Annotated in this window: 14 protein-coding genes and 5 tRNA genes; 5 read left to right on the top strand and 14 right to left on the bottom strand. The window is 74.4% G+C overall.

All coding sequences use genetic code 11. The features are described from left to right. Positions 1-12: 12 nt before the first annotated feature. From ACFQ80_RS01705 to ACFQ80_RS01690, 4 genes are all read right to left on the bottom strand, one after another. Complete coding sequence (locus ACFQ80_RS01705; protein ID WP_430562320.1) at positions 13-2,157, bottom strand: 3-hydroxyacyl-CoA dehydrogenase NAD-binding domain-containing protein; 2,145 nt, start codon at positions 2,155-2,157, stop codon at positions 13-15. Between the two features lie 4 nt (positions 2,158-2,161). After that, positions 2,162-3,421, bottom strand: coding sequence for a thiolase family protein (locus tag ACFQ80_RS01700; RefSeq protein WP_430551120.1), 1,260 nt, complete (start codon positions 3,419-3,421; stop codon positions 2,162-2,164). A gap of 166 nt (positions 3,422-3,587) precedes the next feature. Further along, positions 3,588-4,817, bottom strand: coding sequence for an HRDC domain-containing protein (locus ACFQ80_RS01695; protein ID WP_430562319.1), 1,230 nt, complete (start codon positions 4,815-4,817; stop codon positions 3,588-3,590). Beyond that, positions 4,814-5,413 carry a DUF3000 domain-containing protein gene (locus ACFQ80_RS01690; protein ID WP_430562318.1) on the bottom strand — a complete coding sequence of 200 codons (600 nt, stop codon included), beginning with the start codon at positions 5,411-5,413 and terminating at the stop codon, positions 4,814-4,816. The genes ACFQ80_RS01695 and ACFQ80_RS01690 overlap by 4 nt, the downstream gene beginning before the upstream one ends. 250 nt (positions 5,414-5,663) lie before the next feature. Between ACFQ80_RS01690 and gndA the strand changes: the two genes are divergently transcribed. Genes gndA through ACFQ80_RS01670 form a run of 4 tightly spaced genes read left to right on the top strand, consistent with a single transcriptional unit; the run spans position 5,664 to position 10,508 of the window. Continuing rightward, positions 5,664-7,100, top strand: coding sequence for an NADP-dependent phosphogluconate dehydrogenase (gene gndA, locus ACFQ80_RS01685; protein WP_430562317.1), 1,437 nt, complete (start codon positions 5,664-5,666; stop codon positions 7,098-7,100). Beyond that, the gene (locus tag ACFQ80_RS01680; protein WP_430562316.1) at positions 7,097-8,437 is read left to right on the top strand and encodes a hypothetical protein; all 1,341 of its coding nucleotides are present in this window, start codon (positions 7,097-7,099) and stop codon (positions 8,435-8,437) included. The genes gndA and ACFQ80_RS01680 overlap by 4 nt, the downstream gene beginning before the upstream one ends. Next, positions 8,434-9,756, top strand: coding sequence for a carboxylate--amine ligase (locus ACFQ80_RS01675; RefSeq protein ID WP_430562315.1), 1,323 nt, complete (start codon positions 8,434-8,436; stop codon positions 9,754-9,756). The genes ACFQ80_RS01680 and ACFQ80_RS01675 overlap by 4 nt, the downstream gene beginning before the upstream one ends. Further along, positions 9,753-10,508 (top strand): aspartate/glutamate racemase family protein, encoded by a 756-nt coding sequence (locus tag ACFQ80_RS01670; RefSeq protein WP_430562314.1) that lies wholly within the window; start codon positions 9,753-9,755, stop codon positions 10,506-10,508. Before ACFQ80_RS01675 ends, ACFQ80_RS01670 begins: the two co-directional genes overlap by 4 nt. Before the next feature lie 90 nt (positions 10,509-10,598). Here ACFQ80_RS01670 and ACFQ80_RS01665 read toward each other — a convergent pair whose 3' ends face one another. Both ACFQ80_RS01665 and ACFQ80_RS01660 read right to left on the bottom strand, forming a co-directional pair. Beyond that, positions 10,599-11,096: a hypothetical protein gene (locus tag ACFQ80_RS01665; protein WP_430551127.1), complete on the bottom strand. Its 498-nt coding sequence runs from the start codon at positions 11,094-11,096 to the stop codon at positions 10,599-10,601. A 100-nt stretch (positions 11,097-11,196) separates the two neighbouring features. Beyond that, on the bottom strand, positions 11,197-12,000 hold the full coding sequence (locus ACFQ80_RS01660) for a dihydrofolate reductase family protein (RefSeq protein WP_430562313.1): 804 nt from the start codon (positions 11,998-12,000) through the stop codon (positions 11,197-11,199). A 131-nt stretch (positions 12,001-12,131) separates the two neighbouring features. Here ACFQ80_RS01660 and zapE point away from each other — a divergent pair, with 131 nt between their 5' ends. Beyond that, positions 12,132-13,157 carry a cell division protein ZapE gene (gene zapE, locus ACFQ80_RS01655; RefSeq protein ID WP_430551269.1) on the top strand — a complete coding sequence of 342 codons (1,026 nt, stop codon included), beginning with the start codon at positions 12,132-12,134 and terminating at the stop codon, positions 13,155-13,157. 26 nt (positions 13,158-13,183) lie between these two features. Here zapE and ACFQ80_RS01650 read toward each other — a convergent pair whose 3' ends face one another. The 8 genes from ACFQ80_RS01650 to ACFQ80_RS01615 form a co-directional block, all read right to left on the bottom strand. Further along, positions 13,184-14,827: a hypothetical protein gene (locus tag ACFQ80_RS01650; protein ID WP_430562312.1), complete on the bottom strand. Its 1,644-nt coding sequence runs from the start codon at positions 14,825-14,827 to the stop codon at positions 13,184-13,186. Positions 14,828-15,306: 479 nt separating this feature from the next. Then, positions 15,307-15,633 carry a hypothetical protein gene (locus ACFQ80_RS01645; RefSeq protein WP_430562311.1) on the bottom strand — a complete coding sequence of 109 codons (327 nt, stop codon included), beginning with the start codon at positions 15,631-15,633 and terminating at the stop codon, positions 15,307-15,309. 10 nt (positions 15,634-15,643) lie between these two features. Next, positions 15,644-15,970, bottom strand: coding sequence for a DUF2277 domain-containing protein (locus ACFQ80_RS01640; protein ID WP_429729700.1), 327 nt, complete (start codon positions 15,968-15,970; stop codon positions 15,644-15,646). A 109-nt stretch (positions 15,971-16,079) separates the two neighbouring features. Further along, positions 16,080-16,154 (bottom strand) — tRNA-Val (locus tag ACFQ80_RS01635). A gap of 43 nt (positions 16,155-16,197) precedes the next feature. After that, positions 16,198-16,270 (bottom strand) — tRNA-Gly (locus tag ACFQ80_RS01630). Between the two features lie 201 nt (positions 16,271-16,471). Next, positions 16,472-16,546: transfer RNA gene (locus ACFQ80_RS01625), tRNA-Val, on the bottom strand. An 8-nt stretch (positions 16,547-16,554) separates the two neighbouring features. After that, positions 16,555-16,625: transfer RNA gene (locus ACFQ80_RS01620), tRNA-Cys, on the bottom strand. A 54-nt stretch (positions 16,626-16,679) separates the two neighbouring features. After that, positions 16,680-16,752, bottom strand: a tRNA-Gly gene (locus ACFQ80_RS01615). Positions 16,753-16,826 lie beyond the last annotated feature (74 nt).

The following is a 16,826-nucleotide window of genomic DNA, read 5'->3' as shown; positions in this document are numbered from 1 at the left end:
GAGGAGGGCGTGTCAGGCGACGGCCTCGGGGACGTTCGCGACGCCGTCGGGCAGGATCCGACGGCCCAGGACCTTCGCCGAGTACCCGGCGCGGTCGAGGTACGGCGTGATGCCGCCCGTGTGGAAGCCCCACCCGGCGCCGAGGATCATGCACAGGTCGATCTGCTGCGGCCCGGCGACCACGCCCTCGTCGAGCATGTGGCCGATCTCGACCGTCAGGGCCGTGAGGACCGAGTCGAGCACGCCCGCGGCGTCGAGCACCGGGGTGCCGTGCCGGCCCGTGGTGCCGGCGGGCAGCGCCTCGCCGAACACGGCCTGGATCGTCGGGTCGACCGGCTTGGGCAGCCCGGGTGCCGGGCGGTCCAGCACGACGCGCGTGCCGTCGGCGACGAGCTTCTCCAGGCCGGGGGACGTCGGGAAGCGGTCGCCCAGGTCCTCGCGCAGCGAGGTGAGCACGTGCAGTCCGACGGCGGGGCCGACGAGGTCGAAGAGCTCGAACGTCGGCATCGGGAAGCCCAGCGGCGCGAGCGCCGTGTCGGCGACCTCGACGGACGTGCCGTTCTCGATCGCCTCGACGACCTTGCCCATGACGAGCACGAGCAGGCGGTTGACGACGAAGCCCGGCCGGTCGGCGACGAGCACGGCCGTCTTGCGCAGCTTCTTCGTGATCGCGAACGCCGTCGCGAGGGCCTCGTCGGAGGTCTTCTCGGCCTTCACCACCTCGACCAGCGGCATCTGGGCCACCGGGTTGAAGAAGTGGATGCCCACCACCCGCTCCGGGTGCGCCAGGTCGGCCGCCATCTCGGTGACGGACAGCGCGGAGGTGTTCGTCGCGAGGACCGTGTCCTCGGAGACGATGCCCTCGAGCTCGGCGAAGACCTTCTTCTTCAGGCCCATGACCTCGGTGACCGCCTCGATCACCACGTCGCACGTGGCGAACTCGCCGATCTCGGTGGTGCCGGTGACGCTCGCGGCGATGCGCGCGGCGGCCTCGGGCGTCATCCGCCCGCGTCCGACCAGCTTCTCGACGGTGGACCGGACGAAGCCGAGGCCCTTGTCGACCCGCTCCTGGTCGAGGTCGCGCATGACGACGGGCACGCCGAGGCGCTGTGCGACGAGGAGGGCGATCTGCGCCGCCATGAGGCCGGCGCCGACGATGCCGACCCGGGTGACCGGGCGGGCCAGGCCCTTGTCGGGGGCGCCGACGGGCTTCTTGCCGCCCGAGACGAGCTGGAAGGCGTAGACGCTGGCGCGCATCTCGTCGGACATGATGAGGTCGGCCAGCGCCTCGTCCTCCGCGGCGAAGGCCTCCTCGCGGGTCGCGGTACGGGCCGCGGCCAGGAGGTCGAGGGCACGGTAGGGCGCCGGTCGCGAGCCCGCGACGACGGCGTCGAGCCGCTGGCGCGTGGCCGCGACGACGGCGTCCCACACCGGCTGCGGGTCGAGCTCGCGGCGGGGCACCTCGACCTCGCCGCGCAGCACGCGCGACGCCCACAGGATCGACTGCTCGAGGAAGTCGGCCGCTTCGAAGAGCTGGTCCACCAGGCCGATCGCGGCCGCCTCGGCCGCCTTGAACGGCTTCTGCGTGGCGGGCCGGGTGAGGATCACGTCGACGGCCTTCTCGATGCCCACGAGGCGCGGCACGAGGTAGGCGCCGCCCCAGCCCGGGATGAGGCCGAGGCCGGTCTCGGGCAGGCCCAGCGCGGGGGCGTCGGACGACACGGTGCGGTAGTCGCAGTTGAGCGCGACCTCGAGGCCGCCGCCGAGCGCCAGCCCGTTGACGAACGCGAACGTCGGCACACCCATGGCGTGCAGCAGCTCGTAGGCGGCGTGCCCGCCGCGGCCGAGCTCGAGCGCCTGCTCGTGCGAGGTGACGGTGGAGACCTGGAGCAGGTCCGCGCCCGCCGCGAGGAAGTACGGCTTGCCGGTGACGGCGACGGCGGCGATCTCGCCGCGGCCCGCGCGCCCCTGGAGCGCGGTGAGCGCCGCGGTGAGCTCGGCCATGCCCTCGGGGCCCAGCGTGCTGGGCTTGGTGTGGTCGAGGCCGTTGTCGAGGGTGACGAGCGCGAGCGTGCCCGCGCCGCCGGGGAGCGCGACGTCGCGGACGAGGGAGTGCGTGACGCGCTCGGCGCGGACGTCGGGGGTGTTCTCGGTCATCAGGTCAGTTCTCCTCGTCCGTCGCGGTGGTCGCGGTGGTGTGGCCCGAGTAGTCGGCGTGGTGCGGGTTCTCCCAGATCACCGTGCCGCCCTGGCCGAGGCCCACGCACATGGTGGTGACGCCGTACCGGACCTCGGGGTGCTTCGCGAACTGGTGCGCGAGCTGCGTCATGAGGCGCACGCCGGAGCTGGCCAGGGGGTGGCCCATGGCGATGGCGCCGCCGTACGGGTTGACGCGCTCGTCGTCGTCGGCGATCCCGTAGTGGTCGAGGAAGCTCAGCACCTGCACGGCGAAGGCCTCGTTGATCTCGAACAGGCCGATGTCGTCGATGGTGAGGCCGGCCTGGGCGAGCGCCCTGTCCGTGGCGGGGACCGGGCCGTAGCCCATGATCGACGGGTCGACGCCGGCGAAGGCGGAGGAAACCAGGCGCATCGCGACCGGCAGGCCCAGCTCGGCGGCGGTGTCGCCGGAGGCGAGCAGGGCGGCGGTGGCGCCGTCGGTCAGGGGGGACGCGTTGCCCGCGGTGACGCGGCCGCCCGGGCGGAACGGCGTCTTGAGGTTCGCGATGCCCTCGACGGTGGTGCTCGGGCGGGGCAGCTCGTCGGCGGTGGCCAGGCCCCAGCCCTGCTCGGCGGAGCGGACCGCCACGGGCACGAGCTCCGGGCCGACGTCGCCGTTGGCCAGGGCCTTGGCGTACTTGGCCTGGCTGTTCACGGCGTAGGCGTCCGCGCGCTCCTTGGTGAGGTGCGGGAACTTGTCGTGCAGGTTCTCGGCCGTGACGCCCATGTTGAGCGACTCGGGGTCCACCAGCTTCTCGGACAGGAAGCGCGGGTTCGGGTCGGCGTCGAAGCCCATCGGGTGGCGGCCCATGTGCTCCACGCCGCCCGCGATCACGACGTCGGCGCTGCCGGTCGCGATGCCGGCGGCGGTGGTCGTGACGGCGGTCATCGCGCCCGCGCACATGCGGTCGATCGCGAAGCCGGGGACGGTCTGGGGCAGGCCGGCGAGCATCCCCACGGTGCGGCCGAGGGTCAGGCCCTGGTCGCCCTGCTGGGTGGTGGCGGCGATGGCCACCTCGTCCACGCGCTCGCCCGGCAGCTCGGGGTGGCGGCGCAGCAGCTCGCGGACCGCCTTGACGACGAGGTCGTCCGCGCGGGTCTCGGCGAAGAGGCCGTCGGGCCGGGCCTTGCCGAACGGCGTGCGCACGCCCTCGACGAAGACGACGTCGCGCAGCGCGCGGCGGGCCGGGTTCCGTGTGGTCATGGAAGCTCCATCCGCTGACGAGGGTCGGGACTTCGGCGTCCGACGAGCGACGCCGCTCTCTCGGGCGACGACCCGGTGGGGCCGCGCCGAGGTACACGCTACCGCGAGTACCGGGAACAAGAGTAGACCATCGTGAGACCCGGTATCAGCCCGGGCGCGGAGCGGGTCAGACGAGCGCGGAGAAGGAGTCCTCGAGGGGCGTGGCGACCAGCTCGATCTGCCACGGGCGGGCGCCGCGGCCCCGCAGGAACTCCGCGATCTCGGCCGAGCGTGCCGGGTCCGGCGGCGTCCAGCACAGGCGGCGCAGGGCGTCCGGCTGCAGGAGGTTCTCCACCGGCACGTGCAGGTCGCCGGACATCGTGGCGAGGAGCTCGCGGGCCGTCGTGAGCCGACGGGCTGCGACGGGGTCTCGGTCGGCCCAGGTGCGGGGCTGGGGCGGGCCGTCGGTGCGCGGGCCGCGCTGGCTCGGCAGCCGGTCGTCGGGCAGGGCGAGGGCCTCGTCGATCGCGCGCTGCCACGCCGGCGCGCGGCGCCTCGTGGCCTTCCCCGCGAACTCCGGCAGGGCGGTGAGCTGCGGCACGGTGCGCGGCAGCGCACGGGCGGCCGCGACGATGGCGCGGTCGGGCAGCACCCGGCCGGGGGAGACGTCGCGGGCACGGGCGCTCGCGTCGCGCGCCTGCCAGAGGCTGCGGACCACGGCCAGCTGACGACGGTCGCGGAGCGTGTGCGTGCCCGACGTGCGCCGCCACGGGTCGACGCGGGGTGCCGGCGGGGGCGCGGTGCGCTCCGCCTCGAACTCCTGGGCCGCCCACTCCGCCTTGCCGTCCGCGTCGAGCCGCTCGGCCAGGCGGTCGCGCAGGTCCACCAGCACCTCGACGTCGAGGGCGGCGTAGCGCAGCCAGTCCTCGGGCAGCGGCCGGGTGGACCAGTCGACGGCGGAGTGCTCCTTGGCCAGGCCCAGGCCGAGCAGCTCTGCGACCACGGCGGCGAGGCCGACACGCTCCAGCCCCAGCAGGCGCGCGGCGAGCTCCGTGTCGAAGACCCGTGCCGGGCGCAGCCCGTGCTCGGCGAGCCCCGGCAGGTCCTGGGACGCCGCGTGCAGCACCCACTCGGCGTCGCCCACGGCGTCGCCGATCGCCGACAGGTCGGGCAGCGCGACCGGGTCGAGCAGCGCCGTGCCGGCGCCCTCGCGCCGCAGCTGCACCAGGTAGGTGGCCTGACCGTAGCGGTAGCCGGAGGCGCGCTCCGCGTCGGCGGCGACGGGGCCGGTGCCGGCCGCGAACCGCTCGACCACGCGGTCGAGGGCGACCGGGGTGTCGACCACGCGACCGACGCCGTCCGCGGGCTCGGTGAGCGGGACGACGTCGGTGGCGGTCGGGGGGACTGCTGAGCTCATGGCCCCACGGTATGCGGTCGTGACCCGGGCCGCGGGTGTCCGCGGCCGCCCGAGCGTGCGGAGAGCGAGGCGACGCCGTCGGGCAGCGGGGGCAGGCCGCCGGCCGTCGCCATGAGGTCGCCCCACACGGCGAGGTGCACGCCGAGGTCCGTGTCCGTGGGGGTCCAGGACGCGCGGATCTCGAGGTCCACGGCGTCGGGCGTGGCACCCAGCGCGCCGAAGCTCTGGGAGAGGACACGCGTCACGGTGCCGCCGATCGCCAGGGCGTCCACGCCGGCGGCGTCGAGCGACTCCGTCACCCAGGTCCACGCGACGTCGGCCAGCAGGGGGTCGGCGGCGAGCTCGGGCTCGAGGGTGGCGCGCACCAGCGTGACGACCCGGAACGTGCCCTGCCAGGTCTCCTGCCCCTCGGGGTCGTGCAGGACGACGAACCGACCGGTGGCGACCTCCTCACCCCCGGGCTCGGCGACCTCGCCCTCGAGGGCCACCGAGTACGGGGCCACGCGCGTGGGGCCGGGGATCTCCGCCAGGTGCACCTCGCCGCGCAGCCGCCGGTCGCGCAGGGACGCCAGCGCGGCCGCGAAGGGGGCGGGCACCTGCCGAGGATCCCGCTTCGAGTCACCCGTGCGATCGCCGGTCACGCCAGCCACCGTACGGCGCGGGGCGGCCGGTCGGGTGAAACGACGCACCGGGGGGCGGGTCGTGTCCGGATCGTGATGGTCCGTACACCTCGGCCGTCGCGCCGACTACGCTGGTCCCGGCTCCCGGGCGGGGGGGAGCGCGTGCGCCAGTCGCCGCCACCCGGCCGCCCGACCCGAACCGAGAACCGACGGAAGCAGGGAAACGATGACAGCTCGTGCCCAGATCGGCGTGACCGGCCTTGCGGTGATGGGCCGCAACCTCGCCCGCAACTTCGCGCGGCACGGCTACACGGTGGCGGTGCACAACCGGTCGTACGCCAAGACCCAGTCGCTGATCGCCGAGGCCGGGCAGGAGGGCGACTTCGTCCCGTCCGAGTCGATGGCCGACTTCGTCGCCTCCCTCGAGCGGCCCCGCAAGGTCGTCATCATGGTCAAGGCGGGCGCCGCGACGGACGCCGTCATCGACGAGCTCGTGCCGCTGCTGGAGGAGGGCGACATCGTCGTCGACGCCGGCAACGCGCACTTCCCCGACACCATCCGCCGCGAGAAGGACCTCAGCGCGAAGGGCCTGCACTTCGTGGGGACCGGCGTCTCCGGCGGCGAGGAGGGTGCGCTCAACGGCCCGTCGATCATGCCGGGCGGCACCCGCGAGTCCTACGCGAGCCTCGGCCCGATCCTCGAGGACATCTCCGCGAAGGTCGACGGCACGCCCTGCTGCACCTACGTCGGCCCGGACGGCGCCGGCCACTTCGTCAAGATGGTGCACAACGGCATCGAGTACGCCGACATGCAGCTCATCGCCGAGGCCTACGACCTGCTCAAGCAGGGCCTGGGCGCGTCGGCGGCCGAGATCGGCCAGATCTTCGCCGAGTGGAACACCGGCGACCTCGAGTCCTTCCTCATCGAGATCACGGCGGACGTGCTGCAGCACGTGGACGCCGCGACCGGCAGCGCGTTCGTCGACGTCGTGCTCGACCAGGCCGAGCAGAAGGGCACCGGCCGCTGGACGGTGCAGAACGGCCTCGACCTGGGCGTCCCGATCACGGGCATCGCCGAGGCGACTTTCGCCCGCGCCCTGTCCGGCTCCGTGCCGCAGCGCGAGGCCGGCCGTGCCGCGCTGCCCGCCGACGCGGGCACCTGGGAGATCGCGGACCGCGATGCCTTCATCGAGGACGTGCGCCTCGCGCTGTACGCGTCGAAGGTCGTCGCGTACAGCCAGGGCTTCGACCAGATCGCCGCCGCCTCCGCCGAGTACGGCTGGGACATCGACCGCGGCGCGATGGCCCGCATCTGGCGCGGCGGCTGCATCATCCGCGCGCGCTTCCTCAACCGCATCACCGAGGCGTACGAGCGCGACGTGGCGCTGCCGCTGCTGCTCGCGGACGAGTACTTCACGAGCGCCGTCGGCAACGGCCTCGCCGCCTGGCGCCGCGTCGTGTCGCAGGCCGCCCTCAACGGGGTGCCCACGCCGGCGTTCTCGTCGTCCCTCGCCTACTACGACGGCGTGCGGGCCGAGCGGCTGCCCGCCGCGCTCATCCAGGCGCAGCGCGACTTCTTCGGGGCGCACACCTACCGCCGCACCGATCGCGAGGGCACCTTCCACACCGAGTGGTCGGCCGACCGCTCCGAGCAGGAGGCATGAGCGCACCCGTGAGCACCACCAGCACCGAGACCGGGTTCCAGCCCGTCATCGTCGGGTCGGACATCGGGGTGTACGCGCTCGCCCGCTCGTTCCACGAGCGCTACGGCGTGCGCACCACCGTCGTCGCCTTCGCGGAACCGGGCCCGATCGCGCACTCGCAGATCATCGACACCGAGCTGTCCGGCACCGCGCCCGAGCAGATCGTCGCGGCGCTCCAGGACGTGGCGGGCCGCCTGGCGGCCCCCGGTCGCGCGCTCGTGCTCCTCACCAACATGGACTGGGTGGTGCGCGTGCTCGTGCACCACCGCGGGGAGCTCGAGGCCGCGGGGTACGTGGTGCCGTTCGCGGACGCCGCGCTCATCGACCGGATCTCCGACAAGGCGGAGTTCCAGGAGGTGTGCGCCGAGCTCGGGATCCCGACGCCCGCCACCGTCATCCAGGACTTCGCCCGCGCGGCCGAGCCCGGCTGGGAGCCGCTGCCGGTCGGCTTCGACTTCCCGGTCATCGCCAAGCCCGCGAGCAGCGCCGACTACCACGACGTGCAGTTCGCGGGGAAGAAGAAGATCTACGAGATCGCGACGCCGGCCGAGCTGGACCGGCTGATGATCTCGCTGCGCGAGGCGGGCTTCCGCGGCCGGTTCCTCGTGCAGGAGAACATCCCCGGCGACGACACCCGCATGCGGTCGGTCACGGCGTACGCCGACACGAGCGGGCGGGTCACGCTGCGCTCCTCGGCGCAGGTGCTCCTGGAGGAGCGCACGCCGGCCGCCCGGGGCAACCCGTCGGCGATGATCGTCGAGCCGATCGCCGAGATCCTCGACGCCGCCCAGCGGATCCTCGAGCACACGGGCTGGCGCGGGTTCGCGAACTTCGACGTCAAGCTCGACCCGCGCGACGGCGTGTTCAAGTTCTTCGAGCAGAACCCGCGCATCGGGCGGAACAACTACTACCTCACCGCGGGCGGGCAGAACCCGACCGAGGCCCTGGTGGACGACGTCGTGCACGGCGTGCGCCGCGAGCCGGTGACGGCGGACCGCGAGGTGCTGTACTCCGTCGTGCCGAAGCGCCTGCTGCGCTCGTACGTGCTGGACCCGGAGCTGCACGCCCGCGTCGTGCGGCTGCAGCGCTCGGGCCGCACCGTGCACCCGCTGCGCTACAAGGCCGACGCGTCGCCGCGCCGCCGGCTGTACGTGCTCACGGCGATGCTCAACCACGTGCGCAAGTACCGGCAGTTCTACCCGCTGGAGGCGCTGCGCCGGAACTACGCGGCGAACACGGCGGCCGGGGCACCGGCCGGCACGTCGACCGGCGGCGCCGCGACGAAGGAGGCATCGTGACGCAGACCCCGCAGCGGCGGCTGCAGCCCGTCGTCCTGGGCGGCGACATCGGCGCGTACAGCCTGGCCCGGGCGTTCCACGAGGCGTACGGCGTGCGGTCCGTGGTCGTGTCCGGCGCCTCCACGGGCCTGGTGCGGCACTCGCGCATCCTCACGCACGTGGCCGAGCCGCAGATCGACGACCCCGAGGCGATCGTGGCGCGCCTGCGTCGCATCGCCGACGAGCACACCGACGCCGACCTCGTCGTCGTGGGCTCGGCCGACTGGCTCGTGCGGATGCTGGTGCAGCACCGCGACCGCCTGGAGGACCGCTACCTGGTGCCCTACGTGGGTGAGGAGCTGCTGCTGCGGCTCACCGACAAGGAGGAGTTCGGTGCCCTGTGCGCCGAGCTCGGCCTCGCGCACCCGACGACGGTCGTGCACGACGTCGCGTCGGGCACCGAGCCGGACACCGACGGGCTGACGTTCCCGGTGATCGCGAAGGCGGCCAGCACGGCGGCCTACCACGACGTCGAGTTCGCCGGGAAGAAGAAGGTCTTCCTCGTGGACACGCGCGCCGAGCTGCTCGACCTGCTCGGCCGCGTGAAGGACGCCGGGTACGTCGGCTCGTTCGTCGTGCAGGACTACATCCCGGGGGACGACTCCGGCATGCGGATCCTCACCTGCTACAGCGACGCCCAGGGCAAGGTGCGGTTCTCCTCCTTCGGGCACGTGCTGCTGGAGGAGCACGCGCCGGGCGCGCTCGGCAACCCGGCCGCGATCGTCACGGGCACCCAGCCCGAGGTCGTGGAGCAGGCGCGCCGGCTGCTCGAGCACGTCGGCTGGACCGGCGTCGCGAACTTCGACCTCAAATACGACCCGCGCGACGGGCGGTACGTGTTCTTCGAGCTCAACCCGCGCCTGGGCCGCTCGAACTACTACGTCACGTCGACGGGCGCGAACCCGGTGAAGTTCTACGTGCACGAGCACCTGCGCGGCCTCGACCCCGACCCGCGCGCGGTGCTCGGTGCCGACGTCCCGCTCTCCGGCGACGGCGAGGTCACCACCGAGCACCTGTACACGGTGCTGCCCGGCACCCTGCTGCGCCGGTACGTCGCCGACCCGGGGACCCGGACCCGCACGCGGCGCCTGCAGCTGACCCGGCGGGCGTCCAACCCGCTCTGGTACCGCAAGGAGTGGGACCCGCGCCGGGTCGCCTACCTGCTGGTGGCGCAGCTCAACCAGTACCGCAAGTACGCCCGGCACTACCCGGTGGCGCAGTCGCGGGCCCTCGCCTGGACCGGGCCGGCCGCGCCGCAGGGCGCGCGGGAGGGCGCGTGACCACCGAGGTCGAGCACGGCGCCGGTGACGCCGACGGGACGGTCGAGGACCGGCCCGTCGGCGTCATCGGGGGCGTGGGCCCGCTGGCCACCGCGTACTTCCTGCAGCGGGTGGTGCAGCGCACCGACGCCGAGCGCGACCAGGACCACGTGGACCTCGTCGTGCTCAACCACGCGACGATCCCGGACCGCACGGACTTCGTGCTCGGCCGGTCGCCCGCCGACCCGGGACCCGTGCTCGCGCGGGACGCCCGGCGCCTGCAGGACTTCGGCGTGCAGTTCCTCGTCATGCCCTGCAACACCGCGCACTACTTCACCCAGCAGGTGCTGGACGCGGTCACCGTGCCGTTCGTCTCGATCATCGACGTGACGGTCGCGGCGGCGCGTGCGCGGGTGCCCGGCCTGGGGCGCGTCGGCCTGCTGGCCACGGCGGGGACGGTCGCGTCGAAGGTGTACGACGACGCGTTCGCCGCCCACGGGGTCGACGTCGTCGTCCCCGACGCCGCCGACCAGGACGTCGTCAGCACGGTGATCTACGACCAGGTCAAGGCCGGCCGGCCGGCCGACCCCGACGCCCTGCGCGGGGTGGCGGCCCGGCTCGTGGAGCGCGGCGCGTCCGTCGTCGTGCTCGGCTGCACCGAGCTGTCCGTCGCCGCGGTCGACCACGACCTGCTGGACGAGGAGCCCTTCCTCGACTCCATGGACGAGCTGGTGCGCGCGACGATCACCGGGGCGGGCCACCGCGTGCGCTGATCCCGCACCGCACGACCCCAGCGCCACGCACGAGGGCCCCGTCCGCCGGACGGGGCCCTCGCGCGTGCCAGGGGGTCTCGGGGACCGGGCTCAGTCGCCGATCTCGCTGGTGCCGGCGTACAGGTGCAGCACGGGGACCTGCAGGAGCTCGCGGGCGCGCGACGCCCAGTCGGAGCGGAAGGTGTCCGCGACGACGTGGGGGTAGGTCACGACGACCACGTCGTCCACGCCGTCCGGGCCGCCCTGGGCCTCGACGGCGGCGCTCAGCGCGGGCAGCGGGTCCTCCTCGGTCACCGTGCCCTCGGCGGTGGCTCCGGCCGCCCGCAGCGCCGCGAGCGACCGCTCGAGGCGCTCGGCGGCGGTCACCTTCGCCTGCTCGGGCGTGGGCTCCTTGCCCACGAGGTCCTGGCCGGCCTCGCGCAGCTCGCCCACCCACAGGTGGTCGATGATCGCGGCGACCACGTTGCGGTCGGTGTCCGAGGGGACGAGCACGCGGTAGCGCTCGGCCTGCTCGTCGTGCAGGGACAGGATGTGCGCCACGTCGGCGTCGGTGAGGGCGTCCTCGGTGAGGACGACGGTCGTCGGCATGCCAGCACCGTAGCCACCCGGGGCCGTGGATGCGAGGCCAGCGGGCCGGCGCGGGGCGGGACGTGACGCGCGCCTCGCCACGGGGCTCCCGGGACCGGGCTCAGCGCAGGAGCCAGCGCGCCAGCAGCGTGCCGGAGCCCGGCGCGTGCAGCAGGTGCGTGAGGCGGGCGGGCGTGGCCGGCGACGCCGGGATCCCGGCCGGGCGCGGCCCCTCGCCGGGGGACCCGGCGGGGGAGGCGGCCACGATGCGGGAGGGGCCCGGCCCGACGAGGCACGGGCTGGTCGTGACGCACAGCTCGTCGACCAGGTCGTCCGCGAGCATGGCGGCGAGCAGCGTCGGGCCGCCCTCGCACAGGACGCGGCGCAGCCCTCGGTCGGCCAGGGCCGCGAGACCGGCACGCAGGTCCACCTCGTCGGGGTCGCCCGCCGACGCCACCGCGAGCACCCGGTCGGCGGGGACCATCCGGCTCGCCGTCCGCGCGCCCGCCGCGCCGGTGAGGACGAGCGGCGGCCGGTCGCCGTCGGCGAGCTGCTGCGGCACCCGGCCGGAGCGCGTGACGAGCGCGAGCTCGAGGGGTCGGTCGCCCGTCGTGGGAAGGCCCTGCGGCCGGTCGAGCGCCGTGTAGCCCTCGTGGCGGGCCGTGCCCGCACCGACGAGCACGACGTCGGCCGCGGCACGCAGGACACGGAACGCGCGCCAGTCCGCGTCGTCGTTGATCGAGCCGGACAGGTGGTCCGGGCCCCACGCGCCGCCGTCGACCGTGCTGACGAAGTTGGCCCGCAGCCACCTGCCGGACCCGGTGCCCTCGTCGTACAGCGCACGGAGGCGGTGCTCGGTCGGGTCGGGGGGCAGGTGCTCCGGTGCCGGGACGAGCAGGTCGAGCGGCGTCGTGGCAGATCTCACAGCGGCCAGCGTACTGACGCGGCGTAGCCTTGACGGTCGTGACGCTCACGCAGGACGAGGACCAGGACCAGGACACGGGTACGGGCCCGGGCGCCGACGCGGGCGCGACGCCCCCCGCGCACGACGGCGCGGTGCCGTCCCTGTCGGCGGTGCGTCCGACGGTCTCCCCGGACCGGCTGCTCGCCGACCTCGTGCCGCCGCGCCACTTCGCCCAGGCACGTTTCTCCACCTACCGGGCCGACCCCGCCCACCCGAGCCAGACGACGGTGCCCGCCCGGCTGCAGGAGGTCGCGCGCGAGATCGCCGCGCCGCGGTCGTCGGGGCTGAAGGCGCTGTTCGGGCGACGTCGGGCGGTGCCCGCCGTGTACATGGACGGCGGCTTCGGCGTCGGCAAGACGCACCTGCTCACCTCGCTGGCCCACGAGGTCACGGCGGCCGTGGGCGAGGGGGCGGTCGCGTACGGCACGTTCGTCGAGTACACGAACCTCGTGGGGGCGCTGGGCTTCCTGCCGACGGTCGAGGCGCTCGCCACGCGCCGTCTGGTCTGCATCGACGAGTTCGAGCTCGACGACCCCGGCGACACGGTGCTGATGTCGCGCCTGCTGCGCGAGCTCGCGGACCGCGATGTCGCCCTCGCCGCGACGTCGAACACGCTGCCCGAGGCGCTGGGCGAGGGCCGTTTCGCGGCCGAGGACTTCCTGCGCGAGATCCAGGCGCTCTCGTCGCGCTTCGAGGTGCTGCGCGTCGACGGCGAGGACTACCGCCACCGCGCCGTCGTGACCGAGGCGGCCCCGATCCCGGCCGACGTCGTGGAGCGCGCGGCCGCCGGGCGTCCGGGTGCGGTCCTCGACGAGTTCGACGGGCTGCTCGCGCACCTCGCGACCGTCCACCCGAGCCGGTACGGCGCCCTGCTCGACGGCGTGGAGCTGGTGGCGCTCACCGGCGTGCGGCCCGTGCAGCGGCAGGAGGTGGCCCTGCGGCTCGTGGTCCTCGTCGACCGCCTGTACGACCGCGACGTGCCCGTGCTCCTCTCCGGTGACGGTGCGCAGCACCTGTTCTCCGAGGAGATGCTGCGCGGGGGTTACCGCAAGAAGTACTTCCGGGCGCTGTCGCGTCTCGGGGCCCTCGCGGAGGAAGGCCGACGCCTGACGGCGTGAGGCCCGCCCGCGGCGAGCCGTGGAGGCTACGGCTCGACGGGGCCGGAGTGCAGCACGGCGGGGGCACGGGGCGGGATCCGCAGGACGCCGTCCGCCAGGGTGGTCCCCTCCGGGTCCCAGGCGGCCACGACCTTCATGTCGGCCGGGAGCGACGAGACGTCCACGTCCGCCGGCTCCGTGCCGGTGACGAGGGCGACGGCGGTGCGGCCCCGGCGACCGACGAGCGAGGTCCCCGCGGTCCGCACCTCCACGGGCAGGTCGCGGTCCGCCGACGCGGCGGGGCGCAACGCCACCAGCCTCCGGGTCCAGTCCACGAGGCGCCGTGCCCGGTCGTCCCGCGCGGGCACCGGCACGTGCTCCGTGTCGAGCACCGGTGGCGTCCCCGCGAGGATCGCGAACGTCAGCAGGCAGGCCCGGTCGTCGTCGGTCACGCCCGGGGCCTCCCGGTAGGCGTCGCCCGCGTCGGGCGTCCACGGGACGGAGCGGTTGGCGGCGGGCAGCCGCGTGAGGTCGCGCACGAGCACCGCGGAGGCCCGCTGCGTGGCGCGGTGCGCCCGGCGCAGGCTCGGCGGACGCCACGGGGCCGTCGTCGGGGGGAAGACCTCGTGCGCGAGCCGGCGCAGGTCCTGGACGGGATCGGCGTCGCCCGGCGCCGCGAGGATGTGGTGCACGACGGTGGTGAGCCGGTCGCTGCGCCCCGGCCCGTCGACGAGGAGGTGGAGCCGGCGGCCGAGCTGCTCGCCGAGGTGGTGCACGTCCTCCGCGAGCTCCCCGAGGAACGGCACCGCCGAGCGGTCCACGAGCGCCTCGACGTCGAGCAGCAGGCCGTCCACGTGGAAGTCGCGCAGCCAGCGCTCGGCGTCGGCCACGAGGAAGTCACGCGGACCGCGGCTCCCGCTGCCGTCGAGGTTGATCCGCGGGCTGTCGGAGCCGGGCGGGCCGGGCCGGGCTCCCGTGCGCGGCCCGATCCGTGAGCCGGTGGCGTAGGGGCCGAAGGCGTGCAGGCCGAGGTCGTCGGCGACGGCCCACCGGTGGGGGGCGTCCAGGACGACGGCGAGCCCGCAGCGGTGCGCGCGGTCGACGAACCGGTGGAGCGCGCCGGGGCCGCCGAGCGGCTCGTGCACGGCGAACAGCCGGACGCCGGCGGCTGGGCCGCGCTCGGGGTCGTACGCGGCGACGGGGGAGAGCTCGACCCCCACGACGCCGGTCGCGGCGACGTCCTCCAGGAGGTCGGCGGCGGCGTCGAGCGTGCCGGCCGCGGTGAAGGTGGGGAGGTCGACGCGCAGCAGCGCGCCGGCGTCGAGGTCTGCGCCCCGCCAGGCGCCGTCCGTCCAGGCGAACTCCTGGTCCAGCACGCGCGACGCGCCGTGGACGCCGCACGGCAGCCAGGTGCTGCAGGGGTCCGGCACGGGCGGTCCGCCGTCGACCGAGAAGAGGTAGTCGGTGCCCGGCGTGAGCTCGGCGTCAGCGCGCCAGTACCCGGGCTCGTGGGCGCCGACGAGGCGGAGGGGGAGACGGGAGCCGGACGCCGGCAGCACGACCTCGACGGTGTGGGCCCGCGGCGCCCACAGCAGGGGGCGGGGCCCCGGCCACCGCTCGCGCATCCCGGGGAGCGGTGGCGGTGTTCCGGGTGCCGCCCTGTCGGCGAGGCCTGCATCGGCAGCGGTCACGGCGGACACTCTAGCCACCAGGGGCAACCTTCGCGGCCTCGCGTCCAGGTGCCGGATGCTGCGGGCGACGGTGGCGCGCAGCGACCGTCCGGCCGTCGTCCGGGACTCGTCCAGGACGTGCTGCCCCGTGGCCTGGGCGACTAAATAGTGTGCCAAGCGCGGGCGCGGCAACCCGCCGGCTGCTAGACCTTGGCCATGAGCACGGATGGCACAGGCACCCGACCCACGGTGCCGGTGGACAGGTTGGACGAGTCGATCGCCTCGCAGGCCAGGCTGGCACCCCGGCGGCGCCCGCTGGACGATCGAGACCGGGACGCCAGGTCCGGGGGTGACGCGGCAAAGGCGCCGGCGTCGCTCTCCGCGGCGGAGCTCGGCCCCATCGAAGGCGCCTCGAGCGGAGTCTCCTGGGACGACCCGGACGAGCTCTGACCCCGTGACGTGATCCTGAGCGTCGACGTCGACCCCGACGGCGCGTGGCGTCAGCGGGGGAGCCGGTCCGTGCCCACGGGGACCAGTCGCGGCATCCCGGCGGGGGCGACGCGGCTCAAGGCGACGTAGCGCGCCTCGGCGCGGTGCAGTCGGATGTGCTCGTCGAGGGACCAGTCCGGCCCGTTGGTGAGGACCATCCCGCACGAGCAGTCGATCTCCACGGCGCCGCCGTGGCCGTGCCGGACCTGTCCCACCGTGACGTGCGACGCCCGGGCGTGCGCCTTGGCGCGGTGCATCGTCGCGGAGACCGGGTCGGGCGCGGTCGGCGGTTCGTCGACGAGGGCCTCGTCGGCGGGTGCGGGGAAGGGCTGATCCACGCGGGCGAGCCTAGTGCGTGTGGGCGATCCCGAGCTCGTGCATCCGCTCGTGCTCCTCGCGCGCGGCCTGCCGCGCGGCGATGCGTGCCTGCACCTCCTCGCGGCGCAGCGGCGGCACGGTCTTCGGCGGCTGCCGACGCTCGGGGAGCTCGCCGAGCAGGCGGGTGACGATCTCCGCGATCTCCGCGGTGGCCTGCTCGCACGGCTCACGTGTGGCCGCGCTCGCCGAGCGCTGGACGCCCGTCACCTTGCGGACGAACTGCTCCGCGGCGGCCCTGATCTCCTCGTCGGTGGCGGGCGGCTCGAGCCCCCGCAGGGTCGTGATGTTGCGGCACATGCTCTCGACGCTACGCCGCGGGGGTGACGAGGGCGACACCCGGCGGCGAGCGGACCCGTGGGGGAGGAACGCGAAAGGCCGCCCCGGGCGAACCGGGACGGCCTCGTTCTGGTGGGCGATACTGGGATCGAACCAGTGACCTCTTCCGTGTCAGGGAAGCGCGCTACCGCTGCGCCAATCGCCCTTGCGGCTGCTGCGCTCCCCCGAGAGGGAAATGCAGAGCTCGGAGCGGATGACGGGACTCGAACCCGCGACCCTCACCTTGGCAAGGTGATGCTCTACCAACTGAGCCACATCCGCGCGACCGGGTCGTTCAGGACTGCTGTCCTGGCCTCCCGGCGCCTGAGGAACATTACTCGACCTTCGGCTCACTGGTCCAATCGCGACCGTGTGACCTGCGACGCTGCCGTCCTCCGGCCGTCGACGGCGCGTCAGGGAGCCCGGTCGTGGCCCGAGAACGACGAAACCCCGACCGGTGACCCGGTCGGGGCTTCGTGATGCTGGTGGGCGATACTGGGATCGAACCAGTGACCTCTTCCGTGTCAGGGAAGCGCGCTACCGCTGCGCCAATCGCCCGTGCTGCGAGGTGGGTACGGGATTCGAACCCGTGTATACGGCTTTGCAGGCCGCTGCCTCGCCTCTCGGCCAACCCACCTTGAGACGTGCTCTCCCGACGCTCATCGTGAGTCGATCAGAGAGTGGGCCTCCGAGCGGATGACGGGACTCGAACCCGCGACCCTCACCTTGGCAAGGTGATGCTCTACCAACTGAGCCACATCCGCGCGACCAGGAACCAGGACACCCTGCGGTGCCCGCCGTTCTGGCGCGCCCCAAACATTAGTGGACCCCTGGCGGT

Source organism: Isoptericola sp. NPDC056578, assembly GCF_042793275.1.
GTDB lineage: Bacteria > Actinomycetota > Actinomycetes > Actinomycetales > Cellulomonadaceae > Isoptericola.
This window is presented reverse-complemented; position numbering and strand designations above follow the sequence as displayed.